The organism is Methylorubrum thiocyanatum, from assembly GCA_014138645.1.
Lineage (GTDB): Bacteria > Pseudomonadota > Alphaproteobacteria > Rhizobiales > Beijerinckiaceae > Methylobacterium > Methylobacterium thiocyanatum.
In genome coordinates this window covers 57,505-77,720 of sequence record JACJIB010000009.1, presented here as the reverse complement: position 1 = coordinate 77,720, position 20,216 = coordinate 57,505, and the positions used below count along the sequence as shown (strand labels likewise).

Below are 20,216 nucleotides of genomic sequence, written 5' to 3'. Positions count from 1 at the left end.
GTGTCGCGATCAGCGGCAGTAGACGTTGCCGTACTCGTCGCGGAAGGTGCCGTAGGGGCAGCGCGGCGCCGTCGCGGCGCCGGCGATGGCACCGCCCGCGCCGCCGATGGCCGCACCGGCCAGGGCGCCGCCCGCGCGGCCCGTGGCGAGGCCGCCGACCGCCGCACCGAGGCCCGCGCCGAGAGCGGCGCCGCCCAGGGCGCGATCCTGAGGCGTATTGCAGGCACCGAGCGAGAGCGCGAGGCTGCCCGCGAGGGCGGCGGCAATGAGTCTCTTCATGGTGGTCCGAACTCCCTTGTGCATCGGCGATCGGGCCTTCTGCCGGCGCGGGGCACCGTTTGGCCTTGGTTTGTCACCGGCTGCCATCGTCGGCACATGAAACGGCCAAGATTGGGGCGGGTTGCATCCGAGCATGACTTTTCGCCCTGTGCCTGCCATCTGAGGGCGCGCCTGTTGCAAAATCGCCCGGTTTCGGCCCGTAGCCGACGGGCCCATGGACCGAGGACCACCATGCCCAAAGCCAGCCTGATCGTCCGCAAGGCCGCCGTCCGGCCCGATCTCGTCGTCGATACGGTGACCCTCGACCATGTCGCCCGGGGACGGGCGCACGCGCACCTCACCACGGCGGGCGGACTGGCCGTCGATCTCGCCCTGGACCGCGCCGCCGGCCTGGAGGACGGCGATGCGCTGAAGCTCGAGGACGGGCGCCTCGTCGGCGTGCGCGCCGCGGAGGAGGCGCTGTTGGAAGTGCGCGCCGGCAACCCCGCCCGCCTGCTGCGCCTCGCCTGGCAGCTCGGCGGCGAGCACGTGCCCGCCGAAGTCGGGGCGGACGTCCTCTACGTGCCGGCGCGCGCGGCCGAACTGGTGCGCGGCGCCGGCTGCACCGCCACCGCCGTGAACCGCCCGTTCAAGCCGGAGAAGGCGGCCCACGATCACAGCCAGTGCGGCCATGACCACCATCATCACGGCCACGACACCCAGGCCGAAGCCGGTCACGGCCATGAGCACGCGCATGAACACGCGCATGAGCACAAGCACGACCATAGCCATGACCAAGGGCACAGCCATGGGCATAGCCACGCACACGATCACGGACACGATCACGGGCACGACCATGCCCATGGCGGCTGCGGCTGCGGGCACGATCATCGCCACGAGCATTAAGCGGCCCGGACGCCGTCGCAGATCGGAGGAGCGGCGCGGGCACAGGGCCCGTCCGGCCCCGCCCGGAACAGGGAGCGGCGCGGGCTGGTTGATCCCGCAGTCCCCATCCGGGAGAACGCCGTGGCTGCCATCAACGTCGTTCAGAACGACGACGGCCTCTGGGCGGTGACCGCCCAGGGCCTCGTCATCACCGGCCTGAGCAAGGAAGACGCCGAAGCCTTCGCAGAGGCCTTCCTCCGGCTCCACGGCGAGCGCACACCGCCCGCGTCCTAGCCGGCCGCCGCAACGCACCGTCGATCGGCGGAGTTTCGCCGCGCCTTTGTCGAGGCCGGGTACGGCGAGCCCGCCGCGGTCCCACGGTGATGCAGGGGCGCACCGATCCCGCCCGGCGATCGGGCTGGCACCCGAGCCGGATGTCGCCTAGACATCGCCCCTCTTCAGCGACCTCGATCGCCGATCCTGCTTCCATGGCCCGACGAGCCGTGACACGCTGCCGGGATCGCGATCGGAATACCCTCGCATCGGGAGGATGATGTGCAGCAGGCTCAGGCAAGCCGCGAAGACCGGATCAGAGCCGCCGCGGCCGTCATCGCTCAGCAGACGCTCACCGACAGACAGCTGCCGCTCAACGGCCGGCTGCCCCATGACGTCGCCCGCGCCCTCGCCGAACGCGCGGTCGATGCCGTGATCGCCGCCGACGAGCGGGTGCACCGGCGCGCTTCGGGACCGGCCTGACCGATCCTCTCTTCGGAGGCCGGGCGCCGGAAGCCGCCGGCCCCTCCCGTCGGGAGAGTGCCTTTTGAGGCCGGCCGATGCGTGGTATCGGAGGCCATCGCGTCCATCCTTCCAGAGGAATGGCCCCCGCTCGCGCGCGGCCGACCGGCCACCTCCCGCGCATCGGTCTCCACCGCCGGTCGCGGGTCGGCATCGAATTGTAGACAGGGCGCACGTGTCGACGCCGGCTGAAAAACTGAACGCTCTGAGCGGATGGCGCTTCTCCGTGGCGCCGATGATGGATTGGACCGACCGGCAGTGTCGCACGTTCCACCGCGCCCTCTCGCGCCGTGCCCGGCTCTATACGGAGATGGTCACGACCGGTGCGGTGCTGCACGGGGACCGGGAGCGGCTGCTCGGCTTCGATGCCGGCGAGCAGCCGGTCGCGGTGCAGCTCGGCGGCTCGAACCCGCACGATCTCGCCGCGGCGGCGCGGATCGCGGCCGATTACGGCTATGCCGAGATCAACCTCAATGTCGGCTGTCCCTCGGACCGGGTGCAGGAGGGGCGCTTCGGGGCCTGCCTGATGCGCGAGCCGGGCTTGGTCGGCGAGTGCGTGGCGGCGATGAAGGCCGCCGTCGCCGTGCCGGTGACCGTCAAGTGCCGCCTGGGCGTCGATGATCAGGATATCGAGGAAGCCCTCGACGCTGTGGCCGGCGCCGTGGTCGCGGCGGGGGTCGACGGGCTCATCGTCCATGCCCGCAAGGCGTGGCTCAAGGGCCTCTCGCCGCGGGAGAACCGGGACGTTCCGCCCCTCGATTACGGCCGCGTCGCCCGGCTGAAGCAAGTCCGCCCCGACCTGCCGATCGCGGTCAATGGCGGGATCGCCGACATCGCCGCGGCGAAGGCCCGGCTCATCGAGGTCGACGGGGTGATGATCGGGCGCGCCGCCTATACCGAGCCGGCGCTGCTGCTCGACGTCGATCCCGAACTGTTCGGCGAGGCCGCGCCCGCCGCCGACGCCTTCGCCGCGGTCGAGGCGTTCGAGCCCGTGGTCGCGGCGGGGCTCGAACGGGGCCTGCGGCTTCACGCCTATACCCGGCACATGCTCGGCCTGTTCAACGGACGTCCGGGGGCACGGGCCTATCGCCGGCATCTGGCCACTGCCGGCATGGCGGCGGAGGCGGATCTCGCGACCCTGCGCGAGGCGGTGGCGAAGGTGTCGCGGGAGCGTGCGCCGGTCCGAGCGCCGGATTCCGAGGCGGCCTGAGACCGCCCCGCGGCGCGTCTCAAGACGTGACGCCGCGTCACGCGGCGCGGCGCGTCCGCCCGTTCCAGGTTTCGAGCAGGGCCGGCAGCGCACAGGCCGGCACGGGCGGGCTGAACAGGTAGCCCTGCACCTCGTCGCAGCCCTCCTCGCGCAGCCAGGCGAGCTGTTCCGGCGTCTCGACGCCTTCCGCCGTCGTCGTCATGCCGAGGCTGGAGGCGAGGCTGACCACCGCCCGCACGATGAAGCCGGAGCCCTGCTCCACCGTCAGGTCACGGGTGAAGGACTGATCGACCTTCATCTTGTCGAAGGGGAAGCTGCGCAGGTAGCTCAGGCTGGAATAGCCGGTGCCGAAATCGTCCATGGCGATGCGCGTGCCCAGGTTGCGCAGCCCGTGCAGGATCGCGACCGTGGCGCTGCCGTTGACGAGCAGCACGCTCTCGGTGATCTCCAGTTCGAGGCGGCGGGCGGGCAGGCCGCTCTCGGCCAGGGCCGCCTTCACCGTCCCGATCAGCGCGCTCGAGGTGAACTGCGCCGCCGAGACGTTGACCGCGACCTTGAGGCCCTCGGGCCAGCCGGCGGCCTCGCGGCAGGCGCGGCGCAGCACCCACTCGCCCAGCGGCACGATGAGGCCGATCTCCTCGGCGAGCGGCACGAACTCGGCGGGCGAGACCCGGCCGCGGGTCGGATGGGTCCAGCGCAGCAACGCCTCGAAGCCGCAGATGCGCTCCGCCGAGAGGTCGTAGATCGGCTGGTAGTGCAGGTCGAACGCCTCCGCCTCGAAGGCGGCGCGCAGGTCGAGTTCGAGGGAGCGCCGGGCCTGGAGCCGGGCATCCATCTCCGCCTCGAAGAACCGGAACACGCCGCGCCCGTCGCCCTTGGCGCGGTACAGGGCGACGTCGGCGCATTGCATCAGGCGCTCGGCCTCCAGCCCGTCGCCGGGCGCGAGCGCGATGCCGATGCTGACGCCGACGATGACGGAATGGTGGGTGAGCGCGTAGGGGGCGCTCACCACGTCGAGGATGCGCTGGGCCAGGGTCGCGGCATCGGCCGGCGTCGTGACCGCGGCCTGGATGATCGCGAACTCGTCGCCGCCGAGCCGGGCGACGGTGTCGACCTCGCGCACACAGGCCCTGAGCCGGTGGGCCACCGCCCTGAGCAACTCGTCGCCGACGGCGTGGCCGAGGGTGTCGTTCACCTGCTTGAAGTTGTCGAGGTCGAGACAGAGCATGGCGAAGCCGGTCTCGCGCCGGGCCTGGGTGATCGCCCCCTCGATCCGTTCGCGCAGCAGCACGCGGTTGGGCAGGTCGGTCACGGCGTCGTGCCGGGCCATGTGGGCGATGCGGGCCTCGGCATTCCAGCGTTCGGTCGCCTCCTCGTAGATCGCCACGAAGCCGCCGCCGTCGATCGGCTGGATCTCGACGGCGACGACGCGGCCGTCGGGGAGATGCTGGATCTGGGCCGGCGCGGCGCCGGACCCCATCAGCGCGCCGATCTCGGCGAGCTGCTCGGCCTCGCTCCGCTCCGCCTCGCTTCCGGCCTGGACGTTCCGGCGCAGCACCTCCCGCGCCGACATGCCGGGCGTCACGGCGCCCGAAGGCAGGCGGTAGATCTCGTGATAGCGGCGGTTGACCACCAGCAGCCGGTGATCGCGGTCGTAGAGCAGAAAGCCCAGGGACAGGGTATCGAGCGCCGCGTTCAGCCGGGCGATGCGCTCGCTCAGCACTGCCTCGCTGCGCTTCAGGACCGCGATGTCGGCCGCGACCGTCAGGGCCGTCGTTTCGGCGCACATCGCGGCGGAGTCTTCGGCGGCCCGCATCGCTCCGTCGAGGCGGCGGGCGAGCCGGAGCAGTGCGAGGGAGACGAGGACAAGGGCCGTGGCGGCGGCGAGGACGGTCGCGGCCCCCAGGCCCGGCATGGACAGGAAGACGGCCCCCAGCGCGACGGCGGCGGATGCAGCGACGATCAGGCACACCGCCAGCCCCGCGCGCCGCACGTCGCGACCCACCGATCCCCGCAGCGTCTCCCGATCACCCTCCCCGCCCCGCGAAGCCGGCCGGCGGTCCGCGGTTCCCTGACGTTCGGCCTTCCCCTGCATCGGTGACCCGACCTTCTTCTCTTTCCCGGGGAGAATGCCCGCTTCCGGTTAAGAGTGCCTGACGGGAAACCAACTACAGGTCGTTTTCTGCAGGGCGAGCCCAGCCCGGGTCAGAACTTCCCGAGCAGCGGAAACTCTTGGCTCAGGGTCGATTCGGCCGGCAGGGGGGCCTCGCGGCGGCGGGGCTTGCGGTTGAGCACCTGCTTCAGCTTGGTCTTCAGGAGGTTGATGTCGAACGGCTTGAGGATGAAGGCGTCGGCGCCCGCGACATGGGCGTGGTTGATGTCCTCGAAGTCGAACGAGGTCTCGGTGAGGATGAAGGGCGTGTTCATCAGGCTGTCGTCGGCCCGGATCTCCCGCAGGAGCTGGAGCCCGTCCATCGGCTCCATGGCGAGATCGGAGATGACGAGGGCGTAGCGGCGCTCCCGCATGCGGCCGAGGGCCTCGGTGGCGTCCGACACGCCCTCGACGTCGGGGAAGCCGAGGCGGGTCATCAGCTCGATGATCAGCCGCAGGAGCTTGGGCTGGTCATCGACGATGAGGATGGGAAGCGTGTCGCTCATGGCGTCCGAGGTGATATCTCAACAGTTCTCGGGAGGGCGGGCTTAAGGGTGCCCGCCCGCTCAAACGAACAGATGGTCGATGCCCTGCTTGGCCATCGATTCGGCTTGGAGGGTGACGGCCAGCCCGTGGATCGCGCTGCCCTTGGGCGTGCCCCGCTGCAGCATCGGCAGCAGTCCCGATTTGGCGAAGTGCGGCTCGTTGGCGGCCGTGCGGCTCACGGTCGTGAACGAGGTGACGAACTCGCGCTTGGCAATCTCGCGCCACTCGACGATCTGGACGTCGCGGTGCCGCGAGTCCGCGGCCACCCGCTGGAAGGTCTCGTTGACGGACTGGCGCTCGCCCTCGATGACCTGGATCGCGAAGTTCTGGTCGATGATCAGGAAGCTCGTGATCACGGCGAACTCGTTCTTCTTCTGCGCCTGGCGCGTGATGTCGCCGATCTGCTTGGCGCGCAGGGCCGGCTCGTTCGACAGGGTCAGGCGCGAGAAGTAGATCAGGTGGACGAGGCTCGTCCTCTTGTTCTTCATGAATCCCGTCCGACGCGAAAACTCGGCATCCACCCTAGCGGGCATCGCGATAACGGGCCGTAAACACGATCCCACCCGGCAGAACCTGCCGCCCGGCGCACGCCCGCCCGTCCGAATTTGCCGGGTCCGGCCGGGCCCACCTCAATGATTTCAGCGACTTGGCTCTGGCACGCGGATTGCGCCCGGCTCTTCGGATCCACCGCCTCGGGCGGACTTCGAACGGACTTGCGGAGCGAGCGAACGCCATGGACGTCTTTTCCGCGCTTCAGACCGCGGTCTCGGGCCTGAAGGCGCAGTCCTTCTCGCTGAGCAACATCTCCGGCAACATCGCGAACTCGCAGACGACCGGCTACAAGCGGATCGACACGAGCTTCGTCGACATGCTGGTCGACGGCGACGCCCGGAGCCAGACCGCGGGCTCGGTCGCGGCCTTCTCGGAACTGACCAACTCGGTCCAGGGCAACAAGGTCTCGACCGGCGTCTCGACCAACATGGCGCTCGACGGCCAGGGCTTCTTCGTCGTGCGCAAGAAGACCACCGATGCGGGCGGCGCCGAGAGCTTCTCCAACGCCAACCTCTTCACCCGCCGCGGCGACTTCGCCCCGGACAAGGACGGCTACCTCGTCAACGGCGCGGGCGCCTACCTCGTCGGCGCGAGCCTCGACCCGGTGACCGGCCAGACCACCGGCACGGGGCCGATCAAGATCTCCAACGCGATTATCCCGGCCAAGCCGACCACGACGATCACCTACTCGGCCAACCTACCCAAATCCCCCGCCACGACCAACGCCGCCTCGACCGACGGTCTGCTCTCCGCCTTCAGCGACGGCACCGACCCGCGGGTGACGCCGGCCAATGGCGCGACGACGGGCACCGTCTCCGAGGCCAACGCGCAGAGCTTCATCGACAACAGCATCGCCGGCCCGGCGCTGACCGTCTACACTGCCTCCGGCGCCCCCGTGAGCGTCCAGAGCCGGTGGGCCAAGGTGGCCGCCGCCGACACGGCGACCGGCACGAGCGACACCTGGAACCTGTTCACCGCCGACAAGACCAGCGTCACCGGCAACCAGACGAGCTGGACCAATATCGGGCAGGCCTTCGCCTTCAGCGCCAGCGGGCAGATGACGGCTCCGACGGGAAAGACGGTCCCGATCAACAACCTGACCGTCGACGGCGTCAATGTCGGGCAGGTCACCCTCGATCTTTCCGGCGGCCTGACGCAGTACGCCGCCGCCTCCGGCACGGTGACGACCAACGACCTCAAGCAGAACGGCTACGCCTCCGGCTCGCTGAACTCGGTCGAGGTCGGCGATAACGGCCTCATCAGCGGCAAGTATTCCAACGGCTCGGTGATCGGACTGGCCCGGGTCGAGGTGGCGCAGTTCGTCAACCCGGACGGGCTGAAGCCGGATTCCCTCGGCAACTACGAGCAGACCGTGGCCTCGGGCGAGGCGATCAACGGGCTCAAGGACTCGACCGTGGTCGGGGCCAACGTCGAGCAGTCGAATACCGACATTGCTGCGGAATTTTCAAAGATGATCGTTACCCAACAGGCCTATTCCGCCAACACCCGGGTGATGTCGACGGCGCAGACGATGATCTCCGACCTGTTGAACGTCATCCGCTGACGTTCCCTGAGGGAGAGAAGACGGGAGGAGAGTCGCCTTGGCCCTCGACGCGTTCAGCACGGCCACCGCCGGCCTGCGGGTCACCCAGGCCCAGATCGGGGTCGTCTCGCAGAACATCGCCAATGTCGGCACGGCGGGCTATGTCCGGCGCACGCTCTCGCCGGTCGCCGCGGGCGTGGGGAATGCGGGCGTCGCCACGGGCACGATCGGGCGGGCGCTCGACGCCGCGGCGCTCAAGCAGCTCCGCTCCGAGACCTCGGGCGCGGCCTATACCGGGCTGATGGCCCAGACCCGTACGCAGCTCGACACGCTCTACGGACGGCCCGGCGACAGCTCGGCGCTCGACGGCGTGTTCAACAGCTTCACGCTCTCGCTTCAGACGCTGGCCGCCAACCCGACCTCGACGGCGGCCCGGGCCACGGTGCTCAGCTCGGCCAGCGACCTCGCCACGCGCATCGGCAGCGCCGCCAACGGGGTCCAGGCCCTGCGCTCCGGGCTCGAATCGCAGCTCGCCGCCGACACCGACCAAGCGAGCAACCTGCTGGCGCAACTGGCCAAGCTCAACACCCGCATCGTCGCGACCTCGGCCGACGACCCGAGCCGCCCCGATCTGGAAGATCAGCGCGACCAGGCGCTCACGAGCCTGTCGGGCCTCATCGACATCAACGCCGTCACCCAGAGCGACGGCAGCGTCAGCGTGCTGACCGGCTCCGGCGTCACCCTGCTCGACCGCTCCAATGCCGCCTCGCTCAGCTTCGATGCCCGCGGCACGCTCTCGGCCAACGCGCTCTATTCAAACGACCCGTCGCAGAGCGGCGTCGGCACGATCGTCGCGACGACGCCCGGCGGCGGCAAGATCGACCTGCTCGCCTCCGGAGCGATCCGTTCCGGCTCGATCGCCGCCGCGGTCGAACTGCGCGACACGGTGCTGCCGCAGGCCCAGCGGCAGCTCGACGACCTCGCCGCCGGCCTGTCGCGGGCGATGTCCGACCGGGTCGCCACCGGCACCGTTCCCACCGACGGCACCAAAGGCGGCTTCGATATCGACCTGACCGGTCTCTCGGCCGGCAACGCGATCACCCTGACGGTGCAGGACGGGAGCGGCACGCAGCGCAACCTCATCCTGGTGCCGTCCTACCAGACGCCGCCTCCCGCGATCCCCGCCGGCGCCACCGACGATGCGAACGCCACGGTGATCCCCTTCACCATCCGGCGGCCGGATGCGGTCCCGCCCCGCACCGCGGACGAGATCCGCGGCGCGATCACCGCCGCCCTGGGCGGCGGCTACACGGTATCCGGGGTACCGGGCGGCGAGGCCGGCGCGGTTCGGATCCTCTCGTCCGGCGGTGCCGCGCTGGTGGCCGCGAGCGCCAGCGTGACGCAGGTCACCTCGGCCGCCGACATCAAGGGCTCGGCCACGCAGATCCCGCTCTTCGTCGACGGCGCCTCGGCCACGCTCTTCACCGGCTCCTTCGACGGCGGCTCTCAGCTGACCGGCTTCGCCCAGCGCATCGCCGTGAACCCGACGGTGGTCGGCAGCGCCGGAAGCCTCGTCGGCATCACCGGGACGGGCACGACCAGCGGCATCGGCGACGGAGCCCGGCCGCAGGCGCTCTTCACCGCCCTGACCGGCACCCAGCGCCTGTTCTCCTCGTCGAGCGGCATCAGCGGCATCAACGCCCCGACCCGGTCGAGCGTCGCCGATTTCGTCCAGGGCGTCATCTCGGTGCAGGGCGCCGCGGCGGCGGCGGCGCAGGATCTCGACGAAGGACAGGGCATCGCCCTCTCGACGGCGCAGGGCCGCTTCGCCTCCGCCTCCGGCGTCAACATCGACCAAGAGATGTCGAACCTGATCGCCCTGCAGCAGGCCTACGCGGCCAATGCCCGCGTGCTGACGGCCGCCCGCGACATGATCGACACCCTCCTCAGGATCTAGGTGCGGAGCCGCCGATGACCATCACCAGCTTCGCCGCCGGCACCTACCGCTTCGACCGCCAGTCGGCGAGCCTCGTCAGCATGAAGAGCCAGCTCGACGGGCTGGCCCGGCAGCTCTCGACGGGGCGCACCGCCGAGACCTATGGCGGCCTGGGCGTGGGGCGCACCACCAGCCTCAGCGCACACGCGGCGATCAGCGCCCAGGACGGCTACCTCGCGGCGATCACCTCGGCCGAGACCCGGGTGAAGCTCACGAGCGCCAGCCTCACCCAGCTCAAGTCGCTCTCCGACAGCACCCGCTCCAACCTCACCGGGATCGTCGCCTCCCGCAACGAGGCGCTGCCGGCGACCACCGTGCAGCTCGCCGCCAACAACCTCTCGGCGGCGGTCGATGCCCTGAACCAGCAGGCGGGCGGGGTCTACGTCTTCTCCGGCCGGGCGACGGACACGGAGCCGGTCGTCTCTCAGGACGCCATCCTGAACGGCGTTCCGGCAGAGGGGCTCGACGGGCTCAGGACCCTGATCGCCGAGCAGAAGGCGGCCGATCTCGGTCCCCTGGGCAATGGACGCCTCACCCAGGGCATCGGCACCCGGAGTATCGGCCTGTGGGAGGATTCCAGCGCCGAGGCCCGGGCCAATTTCGGCTTCACCCTGATGGCCGCGTCGAGTTCGGGCAGCGGCGCGCTCGGTGCGAGCGTCGCCGCCGGGGCAAAGCCGGATGTGTCCCTGAGCTTCGCCGAGCAGCCCGCCGAGGGCAGCCAAGTGCGGGTCGTGGTGCAGCTCGCCGACGGAAGCCAGAAGACCCTCGACCTGACGGCCCGTGCGGGAGAGGCCGGGAACGCGGCGGGCGCCTTTTCCATCGGGGCGACCCGGGAGGAGACCGCAGCGAACCTCGGGCGGGCGCTCGGCGGCGCCGACATCGCCAGTGTGCAGAGCGCCAATCCACCCGGCATCGCGGCGGCCTTCACCGGCGGCCAGCCGGCTTCGGCCAGCTTCACGGTCGGCAACAACCCGGCAGCGGGCGACACGATCACGCTCAAGCTCGGCCTGCACGACGGCACGACCAAGACGATCACCCTGACCGCCGCCGCCTCGGCCGATCCCACCTCCGCGACGACCTTCGCCATCGGCGCGACGCCGGAGGAAACCACCGCAAACCTGTCGCGGACGCTTCAGAGCGCCCTGACGAGCGCGGCCAACACCGAACTCTCGGCGAGTTCGACCGCCCGCGCTTCGCTCAACTTCTTCGAGGGCTCGCCCGCGGCCGGCCTGAGCCCGCGCCGCGTCGCGGCGGACGGCAATGGCTACGCCGAGGCCGCGAGCGCCAAGACCGTGATCTGGTACAAGGGCGACACCGCGTCCGATCCGCGGGCGAGCGCAACCGTGCAGGCCGGTGCCAGCCGGACGGTGGCGATCGGCGCCCAGGCCAACGAGGAGGCGATCCGCCGGACGCTGGCCGGTCTCGCCGCGGTAGCGGCCGAGAGCTTCACCACCGGGAGCGGAACGGTGGATACGGCGCGGTTCGAGGCGGTCTCCGGCCGGGCGGCCAGCCTGCTCACCGCGAGCGAGGGCCAACAGAGCCTGGAGCAGCTCGGGACCGATTTTGGGCTGGCGGCGAGCAGCATGGCCAACGCGAAGTCGGTGGCCAACACCACCAAGGCGACGCTGCAGGATTCCCTCGACGGAGTCGATACGGTCTCGACCGAGGAGGTGGCGGCCAAGCTTCTCAGCCTGCAGACGCAGTTGCAGGCAAGCTACAAGGTCACCTCGATCCTCTCCGAGATGAGCCTCGTCAACTATCTCCGCTAGCGCGTTCTCCGCCGCGGCGGGCGCCGGTTCGACACCAGAACTCACGGCGTGCCGGATCGGGGACGCCCTCCCCGCGAAGGCTCCAAACGAAAGCGGCCCGAGGATCCCTCGGGCCGCTTTCATCATGTTCGGTTCGGCTTACTCGGCCGCGTCGGGCGTATCGGCCTTCTCGGGAGCGGCCTCATCCTCTGCACCCTTGTAGCGGGTCCGGCGGCGCCGGGGCTTGGGCGCGGGGGCATCCTCCGCCGCGGGCAATTCGGCGGCGGCGGGGGCCGCCTCGCGCGGGGCCTCGGCCGGAGCCGGTGCCGGGGTGGGATTGCGGGTCGCCGTCATCAGGAAGGCGGGCAGCGCCGACGGATCGGCGGGCTCGGCCGCAGCGGCGCGGCTGGCCTCGCTCGCACGGCTGCGTCCGCGCCGCGGCGCCGGGCTGTCGGGACGCACCGGTCCCTCCGCGCGCGGGGCCGCCTCGGAGCGGCTGTCCTGGCGCGGCTCCTGCCGCGGATCTTGGCGCGGCTCGATCGGGCGGGCTTCCTGACGCGGCTCCTGCCGCGGTTCTTGGCGGGACTCACGCGGCTCTTGGCGCGGCGTCTCGGGGAGGTCGGCGCGGCCATTCTCGAAACGGCCGGCCTCGCGACGGTTGTCGCGCGGGTTCTCACGGCCTTCCTGAGGCGACTGCCCGAAATCCTGGCGGTAATCCTGGCGCCGGTCCTGACGGTAATCGGGCCGGTTGCCATCCTGGCGGGAATAGTCCTGGCGGTCCTGACGCTCGGGCCGATCCTGACGCTCAGGTCGATCCTGGCGATCCTGCCGGAAGTCCTGCCGCGGCTCACCGCGGTTGTAGTCCTGCCGGTTGCCCTCGAAGCGCTGGCCTCGGTCGTTGCGGTCCCCGCGCTCGTTGCGGTCGTTCCGGTCGCGGCCCTGGAAGCGCTGGCCTCGGTCGTTGCGGTCCCCGCGCTCGTTGCGGTCGCGGCCCTGGTTCCGTCCGTCGAAGTCGTGGCGCTCGAACGGCTGCGGCTGCTGGGCCGGGTCGCCGTACTCGTCGCTGCCGTAGCCGAAGCCCTGGCGACCGCCCTCGCCGCCCTGGCCCTGCACGGCCTCGTCGTCGCCCTCCTCGTCCTCGTCGAAGCCGTTGCGGGCATAGCCCTGGCTGGCCTGCGGACGGCCCGGCTCCTGGGCGCCGGTGATGATGCGGAAATAATGCTCGCCGTGCTGGAAGTAGTTCTCCGCAGCGATCGGATCGCCGCTCGCGAGCGCGTCGCGGGCGAGCTGCGCGTATTTGTCGGCGATGTGCTGGGCGGTGCCGCGGATTTTGACGTCGGGACCGTTCGACTCGTAGGAGCGCGTCAGCGGATTCGGACCCTTGGGCCGATTGCGACCCCGCATCCGTCGATTCTGGTTTGGTCTCATCGGCCTCGATTGACCCTCGTTACCTGTCGCTCAGCGTGACTGACAGCGCCGGAGCCTTGCTCGCGGACGAGACGGTCCGGGCGCGCGGCGCCCGAGCACGCACATCCCGCGATGTTTGCCGCTCGTCCGGTGGCTGCGCTCCGTTCGGCGCGCCGCGAGACATCCCTCGACTGTCAGGTTCGATCCCACCGAGCCTGGCCGCGACTGCCGGAGCGCGTCCGCTCGATGGTGGGAAGACCGTCCGAAGCCGGAGGACACGGTCAAAACCGATCCTGCCGATACCGTCTTAAAGAGTGCCTCACAAAACTCCCGGATCTCGGGAACTCCCTTTGGCCGGACGGCGCAGCAGGAGATTCGTGAGAGACGCTCAACGGGCCGTTGGCGGTCTGCATGTCTAAGCTAGTGACTGACGCCCTCGACAACAAGCATTTTTTCGGGGCTAAGACGGCTTATGCCGGAATTGTGCGGATTCGGCGATCATCGGCACCGTATCCAACTCTGAATCCGCCCCTCGGAGCGTCACCTGCCCGCCAAGGATGGCCGAAGCGTGACGACCCGGTCGTTGCCGGCGAGATCCCGGCCGACACGCACATCCGCGAAACCCATCGCTTGGGCGAGGCCGGTCAGCGCCGGCCCCTGATCGTAGCCGATCTCGAGGACGAGCGCGCCCTGCGCCGAGAGCAGGCCCGGCCGCCGCGCGAGACCCGCGAGAATCGCCCGGTAGGCGTCGAGCCCGTCATCCCCGCCGTTGAGGGCGGCGCGCGGGTCGTGCAGGCGCACCTCCGGCTCGAGCGTCGCGATGACCGGGGCAGCGATGTAGGGCGGGTTCGAGACGATCAGGTCGAACGGGCCGGAGAGCGCATCGAGCCAGGAGCCGCACAGGAAAGAGGCGCGATCCGCGACGCCGTTCGCCGCCGCATTGTTCCGGGCGACCGCGAGGGCGCCCTGGGCCCGGTCGAGGCCGATGCCGTAGGCGCGCGGGCGCTCGTGCAGCAGGGCCACCAGAATGCAGCCGGAGCCGGTGCCGAGATCGATCAGACGCAGCTTCCGCTCGCGCTCGGGAAACAGGCCGAGCGCCGCCTCGACCACACTCTCCGTATCGGGCCGCGGCACCAGCGTGTCGGGCGACAATGCGAAGGGCAGCCCCCAGAACTCCCACGCCCCGAGGATCCGCGCCACCGGCTCGCCCGCAAGCCGGCGCGCAGCCGCCCGTCCGAGCGCCTCCGCCCCGGCCGCGCCGAGGGGTTCGCGCCCGCGCAGGCTCAGGTCGAGGGGGGTGAGCGCCAGGATGTGCAGGGTGAGGAAGCGGGCATCCGAGCGCGCATCCGGGAGCCCGGCCGCCTCGAAGGTTCCCACGAGCCGGCGCAGAGCGGCTTCACGGGACAGCGCCGGGGCCAGATCGACGGTCATGCCGGTCGGGGCGCGCCGAAGAAGGCGGGCCCTGCCCTCACGCCATCCCCTCGGCCGCCAGCAACTCGGCCTGATGCTCGGTCACCAGCGCATCGATGACTTCGTCCAGCGCCGGCCCTGCCATGACCTCTTCCAGCTTGTAGAGGGTCAGGTTGATGCGGTGATCGGTGACGCGCCCCTGCGGGAAGTTGTAGGTGCGGATGCGCTCCGAGCGGTCGCCGGAGCCGACCTGCGCCTTGCGGTCGGCGGCCCGGGCTGAATCCTTGGCGGTGCGCTCGGCATCGAACAGCTTCGAGCGCAGCAGGGCCATGGCGCGGGCGCGGTTCTTGTGCTGCGAGCGCTCCTCCTGGACGAACACCACCACGCCGGTCGGCATGTGGGTGATGCGGATCGCCGATTCCGTCTTGTTGACGTGCTGGCCGCCGGCTCCTTGAGCCCGCATGGTGTCGATCTTCAGATCGGCCTCGTTGATGGCGATGTCGACCTCCTCCGCCTCCGGCAGCACCGCCACCGTGGCGGCGGAGGTGTGGATGCGGCCCTGCGTCTCGGTGTCGGGCACGCGCTGGACGCGGTGGGCGCCGCTCTCGAACTTGAGCCGCGAGAACACGGAGCGGCCCTTCACCTCGGCGACGACCTCGCGATAGCCGCCGACGGTGCCCTCGCTCTCCGAGATCACCTCGACGCGCCAGCCCTTCGACTCGGCATACTTGGCGTACATCCGGAACAGGTCGCCCGCGAACAGGGCGGCCTCGTCGCCGCCGGTGCCGGCGCGGATTTCGAGGATCGCGCTCTTCTCGTCGGCCGCGTCCTTGGGCAGCAGCATCAGTTGCAGGGCGCGGTGGGCCTGCTCCAGCGCCTCCTCGGCCTCCGGCTTCTCCTCGGCAGCGAGCGCCCGCATCTCGGGATCGCCGCCGGGCTCGTCGATCAGCGCACGGATGCCGGCGAGGTTGGCCTCGGCCGCCCGGTAATGACGGATCGCCGCCACCACGCCGTCGAGTTCGGACAGTTCGCGGGAGAGCTGCACGATGCTCTCGGCGTCGGCGGAGCCGTCGGCGAGCTGCGCCGTGACGAACTCGTGCCGAGCCAAGATGGCGTCGAGGCGATCGGAAGGAATGGGGGTCATCGCCCTGACAATACTCGCGACGGTTCTGACACGTTGAAGGGTGGGTTCACCTGTTCCGGCCGATGGCCGGGCGGCGTTCAGATAGGCACGCCGTGCGCCTTGGCATAGGCTGCGAGCGCGGGCCGGATCGAGGTGCCTTCGGAGGCGCGGGCCAGCTCGGTCTCGATCAGTTGCGCCACCTCACCGGCATGGGCGGAGAGCACCATCGCCTTGATCGGGCCGATCGCGGCCGGCGACATCGAGAAGTCGCGAAAACCCAGGCCGATCAGCGCCAGCGCTTCCAGCGGACGCCCGCCGATCTCACCGCAGACCGTGGCCGGGCAGCCCTGCGCCGCCGCACGCTCGGCGATCAGGCGGAAGGCGCGCATCGCCGCCCCGCACAGGGGATCGAAGCGGTTGGCCACGCGCCGGTTCTCGCGATCGACCGCGAACAGGAACTGCATCAGGTCGTTGGAGCCGACCGACAGGAAGTCCGCCTCGCGGGCGATCTCGTCGATCTGGAACAGCAGCGAGGGCACCTCGACCATCGCGCCGAGGCGGCAATCGCTCGGCAGCACGTAGCCGTGGCGGCGCAGATGCGCCTTCTCGCGCTCGACGATGTCGCGGGCGCGGGTGAACTCCTCGACGGTGGCGACCATCGGGAACATGATCTTGATCGGGCGCCCGGCCGCCGCCTTGAGCAGGGCGCGCAGTTGCACCCGCAGCAGCGCCGGACGGTCGAGGCCGATGCGGATCGCCCGCCAGCCGAGCGCCGGGTTCTCCTCTTCGAGGGCCGGCATGTACGGGAGGATCTTGTCGCCGCCGATGTCGAGGGTGCGGATCGTGACCGGCAGGTCGCCGGTGGCCGAATAGACCGCCTCGTAGAGCGTCTGCTGCTCGGCCGCCGAGGGCATCCGCTCGGCGATCATGAATTGCAGCTCGGTGCGGAACAGGCCGACGCCCTCCGCCCCGGTCTCGTGCAGGTGGGTCAGATCCACGAGCAGGCCGGCGTTGAGATGGAGGCCGATCTTCACCCCGTCGCGGGTGACGGCGGGCACATCGCGCAGCGCCCGGTACTGCTCCTGCCGCCGGGCACGCAGGCGCACCATCTCGGCATAGGACGCCTCGACCTCGGGAGTCGGCCGGATCTGCACCTCGCCGGACAGGCCGTCGACGATGATCGCGTCGCCCGAATCGCACAGGCCGGTGGCGTTGGCGATCTCGCCCACCGCCGGAATGCCGAGCGCGCGGGCGACGATGGCGATGTGGCTCGTCGGCCCGCCCTCCTCCAGCACGACCCCGCGCAGCCGCGCCCGGTCGTAATCGAGGAGCGCCGCCGGCCCCATGGAGCGGGCCACCAGGATCGCGTTCTCCGGCAACCCGTCGCCGGCCCGCCCCTCCTGGCCGACGAGGCGGCGCAGCAGGCGGTTGGCGAGGTCGTCGAGGTCGTGCAGGCGGTCGCGCAGATAGGGATCGCTCTGGCGCAGCATCCGCGCCCGGTTGTCCGACTGCACCCGCTCGACCGCGGCCTCCGCAGTCAGGCCCGACTGGACCGCCTCGCGCATCCGGCGCAGCCAGCCCTTGTCGTGGGCGAACATCCGCACCGTCTCGAGGATCTCGCGGGACTCGCCCGAACTGAGGCCGTCGCCGCGCTCGACCAACTCGTCGATCGCCGAGCGCACGTCCTCGATCGCCGCCTCCAGCCGCTCCATCTCGCGCTCGACGTTCTCGGCGATCAGCGTCTTCACGACGATGCGCGGCTCGTGCAGCACGACGTGACCCAGCCCGATCCCGTCGGCGAGGGCGACGCCGCGCTGGCTCACCGGACGGCGGGCCGCGGTGCCGGCGCCGGGCGACAGCGCCTGGAGTTCGCCCGAGGCGATCAGCTCCGCCAGCACCATGGCGGTGGTCTGGAGCGCCTCGATCTCCTCCTCGGAATAGACGCGGTAGGTCTTGTTCTGGACCACCAGCACGCCGAGCGTATTCCCGGCCCGCAGGAGCGGCACGCCGAGGAAAGCGTGGTAGATCTCCTCGCCCGTTTCCGGCCGATACGAGAACGAGGGGTGCGACTGCGCGTCGGAGAGCGCGAGCGGCTCGGCGGTCTTGGCGATCAGGCCGACGAGGCCCTCGTCGGCGCGCATGCGGGTGATGTGGACTGCGTCGCGGTTCAGACCCTCGGTTGCAAACAGTTCGAGGGTGTTGTCATCGCGCACCACATAGACCGAGCACACCTCGGCGATCACGTTCGCCGCGATGAGGACGACGATCCGGTCGAGGCGCTGCTGCGGACTGACCGGCTCCGCCATGGCTTCGCGGAGCCGGCGCAGCAGCAGGCGCGGGCCTCCGGGCGCAGCGGGCATCGTGTCGTCAATCCGGGTCGGCCGGCGCAACCCTGGCCTGTGAGCCGTGGGGCCGACGCCGACGGGAACGGTCAGGCCTGGTCGAGGCCGTATAGCGAGTGGAGCGTGCGCACGGCAAGCTCCGTGTAGGCGGCGTCGATCAGCACCGAGAACTTGATCTCGGATGTGGTGATGGCGCGAATGTTGATACCCTTCTGCGCCAGCGCCCGGAAGGCCTTGGCTGCAACGCCCGCATGCGAACGCATGCCGACGCCGATCGCCGAGACCTTCACGACATCGGTCGCGCCCTCGATCTGACCGAACTGGATCGTCTCGCGCTGGGCATCGAGGATGGCGCGGGAGCGCTCGTAATCGGCCGCCGGCACGGTGAAGGTCATGTCGGTGGTCGATTGATCGCCGGACACGGTCTGGATGATCATGTCGACGTTGATGTTGGCATCCGCCAGCGGGCCGAAGATCGCCGCGGCGATGCCGGGGCTGTCCTTCACGGCGCGCAGGGTGATCTGCGCCTCGTCCTTCGAGAAGGCGATGCCGGTGATGATCTGCTGTTCCACGATTTGGTCCTCGTCGCAGATGAGGGTGCCCGGCCGCGCGGCATCGGGGGGATCGAAGGAGGAGCGCACGGTGGTCGGCACCCGGTGCACCATGGCGAGCTCGACGGAGCGGACCTGGAGCACCTTGGCGCCCAGCGAGGCCATCTCCAGCATCTCCTCGAAGGTCACGCGCTCCATGCGCTGCGCCTTGGGCACCACGCGGGGATCGGTGGTGTAGACCCCGTCCACGTCGGTGTAGATGTCGCAGCGCTCCGCGCCGATGGCGGCGGCGATGGCGACGGCCGAAGTGTCCGAGCCGCCGCGCCCGAGCGTCGCGATCCGGCCGGTCTCGGCATGCACGCCCTGGAAGCCGGCGATGACCGCCACCTCGCCGCGCTTGAAGCCCTCGTCGAGGTTCTTCGGGTCGATGCCCTCGATGCGGGCCGAGCCGTGCGCCTCGGAGGTGTGGATCGGGATCTGCCAGCCCTGCCAGGAGCGGGCCTTGATGCCGTCCTTGTTCAGCGCGATCGCCAGCAACCCGGAGGTGACCTGCTCGCCCGAGGCGACGACGGTATCGTACTCCGCCGCGTCGTAGAGCGGGTTGGCGTCCTTGACCCAGGCGACCAGCTCGTTGGTCTTGCCCGACATCGCCGAGACCACCACGGCGACCTCGTAGCCGGCCGCGACCTCGCGGGCGACGTGGCGCGCCACGTTGCGGATACGATCGACGTTGGCGACGGAGGTGCCGCCGAATTTCATCACCAAACGGGGCATGTCGCGTCCGGTCCGCTCATCTTGTCCCCACGATGCCGGCCGCGAGGCCGGCGCGCCGCGTCGCTCAGGAAAACAACACGGCGCGGCTGTACCGGGGATGCGCCCGGCGGGTACAAGGGCCCCCCGGCCGTGTCAATCGGACGGACCGTAGGTTCAAACGTTACGAAAGTGAGCCGGATGACGGGCGCCTCGATCGATCGGGACGAAGTGGCGCGCTTCGACGCGCTGGCCGCGCGTTGGTGGGACGAGCGCGGACCGATGGCGGTGCTGCACAAGTTCAACCCGGTGCGGGTCGGCTACATCCGCGACGAGGTCTGCCGCATCTTCGACCGCGATCCGGCCGCGCCCTTCCCGCTGGAGGGCCTGAGCGTCATCGATATCGGCTGCGGCGGCGGGGTGCTGTCGGAGCCGCTTGCCCGGCTCGGCGCGACGGTGACCGGCCTCGACCCGGCGACCGGCAACATCGCGGCCGCCCGCGCTCATGCGGAGGCCGAGGGCCTCTCCATCGACTACCGCGACGAGACCATCGAGGCGGTGGCTGCCCGCGGCGAACGCTTCGACGTGGTGCTCGCCATGGAGGTGGTGGAACACGTGCCCGACCGCGCCGGCTTCCTGCGCGCCTGCTGCACCACCGTGAAGCCCGGCGGCCTGATGTTCGCCGCCACCATTAACCGGACGATGCGCTCCTTCGCGCTCGCCATCGTCGGCGCCGAGTACGTCCTGCGCTGGCTGCCGCGGGGCACCCACGACTGGGAGAAGTTCGTCACGCCGCGGGAGCTGACCGCCGACATCGCCGCGGGCGGCCTGACCGTCACCGACACCACCGGCGTGGTCTACAATCCGCTCAACGATTCCTGGCGGGCGAGCCGCGACACCGGCGTGAACTACATGGTGGCCGCGCACCGCCCCGCCTGAACGAAGCGG

The 20,216-nt window shown here is 70.5% G+C and carries 17 protein-coding genes; 7 read left to right on the top strand and 10 right to left on the bottom strand.

The annotated features are described in order from the left end of the window. Positions 1 to 9 precede the first annotated feature (9 nt). Positions 10 to 279: a YMGG-like glycine zipper-containing protein gene (locus HNR51_RS22420; RefSeq protein ID WP_012252649.1), complete on the bottom strand. Its 270-nt coding sequence runs from the start codon at positions 277 to 279 to the stop codon at positions 10 to 12. A 231-nt stretch (positions 280 to 510) separates the two neighbouring features. Between HNR51_RS22420 and HNR51_RS22415 the strand changes: the two genes are divergently transcribed. Then, the gene (locus tag HNR51_RS22415; protein WP_182556407.1) at positions 511 to 1,164 is read left to right on the top strand and encodes an urease accessory protein UreE; all 654 of its coding nucleotides are present in this window, start codon (positions 511 to 513) and stop codon (positions 1,162 to 1,164) included. 120 nt (positions 1,165 to 1,284) lie between these two features. Further along, entirely contained in the window at positions 1,285 to 1,437 is a 153-nt protein-coding gene (locus HNR51_RS22410) for a hypothetical protein (protein ID WP_182556406.1), read from the top strand. Positions 1,438 to 1,584: 147 nt separating this feature from the next. Here the strand turns inward: HNR51_RS22410 and HNR51_RS22405 are convergent, their stop codons facing one another. Continuing rightward, positions 1,585 to 1,875, bottom strand: coding sequence for a hypothetical protein (locus tag HNR51_RS22405; RefSeq protein ID WP_182556405.1), 291 nt, complete (start codon positions 1,873 to 1,875; stop codon positions 1,585 to 1,587). 238 nt (positions 1,876 to 2,113) lie between these two features. On the opposite strand from HNR51_RS22405, the gene dusA reads away from it, so the two are divergent. Continuing rightward, the gene (dusA, locus tag HNR51_RS22400) at positions 2,114 to 3,148 is read left to right on the top strand and encodes a tRNA dihydrouridine(20/20a) synthase DusA (RefSeq protein WP_182556404.1); all 1,035 of its coding nucleotides are present in this window, start codon (positions 2,114 to 2,116) and stop codon (positions 3,146 to 3,148) included. 37 nt (positions 3,149 to 3,185) lie between these two features. Here the strand turns inward: dusA and HNR51_RS22395 are convergent, their stop codons facing one another. The 3 genes from HNR51_RS22395 to HNR51_RS22385 all read right to left on the bottom strand — a co-directional run bounded on the left by HNR51_RS22395 (position 3,186) and on the right by HNR51_RS22385 (position 6,334). Continuing rightward, positions 3,186 to 5,243, bottom strand: coding sequence for a putative bifunctional diguanylate cyclase/phosphodiesterase (locus HNR51_RS22395; protein ID WP_182556403.1), 2,058 nt, complete (start codon positions 5,241 to 5,243; stop codon positions 3,186 to 3,188). Between the two features lie 110 nt (positions 5,244 to 5,353). Continuing rightward, a complete protein-coding gene (locus tag HNR51_RS22390) occupies positions 5,354 to 5,806 on the bottom strand; it encodes a response regulator (RefSeq protein ID WP_012452821.1) in 453 nt (150 codons plus the stop codon). 60 nt (positions 5,807 to 5,866) lie between these two features. Further along, a complete protein-coding gene (locus HNR51_RS22385; RefSeq protein ID WP_012452822.1) occupies positions 5,867 to 6,334 on the bottom strand; it encodes a BLUF domain-containing protein in 468 nt (155 codons plus the stop codon). Positions 6,335 to 6,579: 245 nt separating this feature from the next. On the opposite strand from HNR51_RS22385, the gene HNR51_RS22380 reads away from it, so the two are divergent. From HNR51_RS22380 to HNR51_RS22370, 3 genes are read left to right on the top strand one after another with little or no spacing between them, the layout of a single operon-like run. After that, the gene (locus HNR51_RS22380; protein ID WP_182556402.1) at positions 6,580 to 7,962 is read left to right on the top strand and encodes a flagellar hook protein FlgE; all 1,383 of its coding nucleotides are present in this window, start codon (positions 6,580 to 6,582) and stop codon (positions 7,960 to 7,962) included. A 37-nt stretch (positions 7,963 to 7,999) separates the two neighbouring features. Beyond that, positions 8,000 to 9,898 (top strand): flagellar hook-associated protein FlgK, encoded by a 1,899-nt coding sequence (gene flgK, locus HNR51_RS22375; RefSeq protein ID WP_182556401.1) that lies wholly within the window; start codon positions 8,000 to 8,002, stop codon positions 9,896 to 9,898. 14 nt (positions 9,899 to 9,912) lie between these two features. After that, a complete protein-coding gene (locus HNR51_RS22370) occupies positions 9,913 to 11,706 on the top strand; it encodes a hypothetical protein (RefSeq protein WP_182556400.1) in 1,794 nt (597 codons plus the stop codon). A 138-nt stretch (positions 11,707 to 11,844) separates the two neighbouring features. Here HNR51_RS22370 and HNR51_RS22365 read toward each other — a convergent pair whose 3' ends face one another. The 5 genes from HNR51_RS22365 to HNR51_RS22345 all read right to left on the bottom strand — a co-directional run bounded on the left by HNR51_RS22365 (position 11,845) and on the right by HNR51_RS22345 (position 19,292). Then, positions 11,845 to 13,089 carry a DUF4167 domain-containing protein gene (locus HNR51_RS22365; protein ID WP_182556399.1) on the bottom strand — a complete coding sequence of 415 codons (1,245 nt, stop codon included), beginning with the start codon at positions 13,087 to 13,089 and terminating at the stop codon, positions 11,845 to 11,847. 543 nt (positions 13,090 to 13,632) lie between these two features. Then, on the bottom strand, positions 13,633 to 14,523 hold the full coding sequence (gene prmC, locus HNR51_RS22360) for a peptide chain release factor N(5)-glutamine methyltransferase (RefSeq protein ID WP_182556398.1): 891 nt from the start codon (positions 14,521 to 14,523) through the stop codon (positions 13,633 to 13,635). 37 nt (positions 14,524 to 14,560) lie between these two features. Beyond that, positions 14,561 to 15,646, bottom strand: coding sequence for a peptide chain release factor 1 (gene prfA, locus HNR51_RS22355; RefSeq protein WP_012452828.1), 1,086 nt, complete (start codon positions 15,644 to 15,646; stop codon positions 14,561 to 14,563). Positions 15,647 to 15,723: 77 nt separating this feature from the next. Beyond that, positions 15,724 to 17,985: a phosphoenolpyruvate--protein phosphotransferase gene (ptsP, locus tag HNR51_RS22350; protein WP_012452829.1), complete on the bottom strand. Its 2,262-nt coding sequence runs from the start codon at positions 17,983 to 17,985 to the stop codon at positions 15,724 to 15,726. Positions 17,986 to 18,056: 71 nt separating this feature from the next. Beyond that, positions 18,057 to 19,292: an aspartate kinase gene (locus HNR51_RS22345; protein WP_012452830.1), complete on the bottom strand. Its 1,236-nt coding sequence runs from the start codon at positions 19,290 to 19,292 to the stop codon at positions 18,057 to 18,059. Positions 19,293 to 19,460: 168 nt separating this feature from the next. On the opposite strand from HNR51_RS22345, the gene ubiG reads away from it, so the two are divergent. Then, entirely contained in the window at positions 19,461 to 20,207 is a 747-nt protein-coding gene (ubiG, locus tag HNR51_RS22340; protein ID WP_182556397.1) for a bifunctional 2-polyprenyl-6-hydroxyphenol methylase/3-demethylubiquinol 3-O-methyltransferase UbiG, read from the top strand. Positions 20,208 to 20,216: the final 9 nt, after the last annotated feature.

Bases quoted from the DNA above. Each gene is read 5' to 3' on its own strand.
- HNR51_RS22420 (WP_012252649.1), bottom strand. From the start codon at position 279: ATGAAGAGACTCATTGCCGCCGCCCTCGCGGGCAGCCTCGCGCTCTCG.
- HNR51_RS22415 (WP_182556407.1), top strand. From the start codon at position 511: ATGCCCAAAGCCAGCCTGATCGTCCGCAAGGCCGCCGTCCGGCCCGAT.
- HNR51_RS22395 (WP_182556403.1), bottom strand. From the start codon at position 5,243: ATGCAGGGGAAGGCCGAACGTCAGGGAACCGCGGACCGCCGGCCGGCT.
- HNR51_RS22390 (WP_012452821.1), bottom strand. From the start codon at position 5,806: ATGAGCGACACGCTTCCCATCCTCATCGTCGATGACCAGCCCAAGCTC.
- HNR51_RS22385 (WP_012452822.1), bottom strand. From the start codon at position 6,334: ATGAAGAACAAGAGGACGAGCCTCGTCCACCTGATCTACTTCTCGCGC.
- HNR51_RS22380 (WP_182556402.1), top strand. From the start codon at position 6,580: ATGGACGTCTTTTCCGCGCTTCAGACCGCGGTCTCGGGCCTGAAGGCG.
- HNR51_RS22370 (WP_182556400.1), top strand. From the start codon at position 9,913: ATGACCATCACCAGCTTCGCCGCCGGCACCTACCGCTTCGACCGCCAG.
- HNR51_RS22365 (WP_182556399.1), bottom strand. From the start codon at position 13,089: ATGCGGGGTCGCAATCGGCCCAAGGGTCCGAATCCGCTGACGCGCTCC.
- prmC (WP_182556398.1), bottom strand. From the start codon at position 14,523: ATGACCGTCGATCTGGCCCCGGCGCTGTCCCGTGAAGCCGCTCTGCGC.
- prfA (WP_012452828.1), bottom strand. From the start codon at position 15,646: ATGACCCCCATTCCTTCCGATCGCCTCGACGCCATCTTGGCTCGGCAC.
- ptsP (WP_012452829.1), bottom strand. From the start codon at position 17,985: ATGCCCGCTGCGCCCGGAGGCCCGCGCCTGCTGCTGCGCCGGCTCCGC.
- HNR51_RS22345 (WP_012452830.1), bottom strand. From the start codon at position 19,292: ATGCCCCGTTTGGTGATGAAATTCGGCGGCACCTCCGTCGCCAACGTC.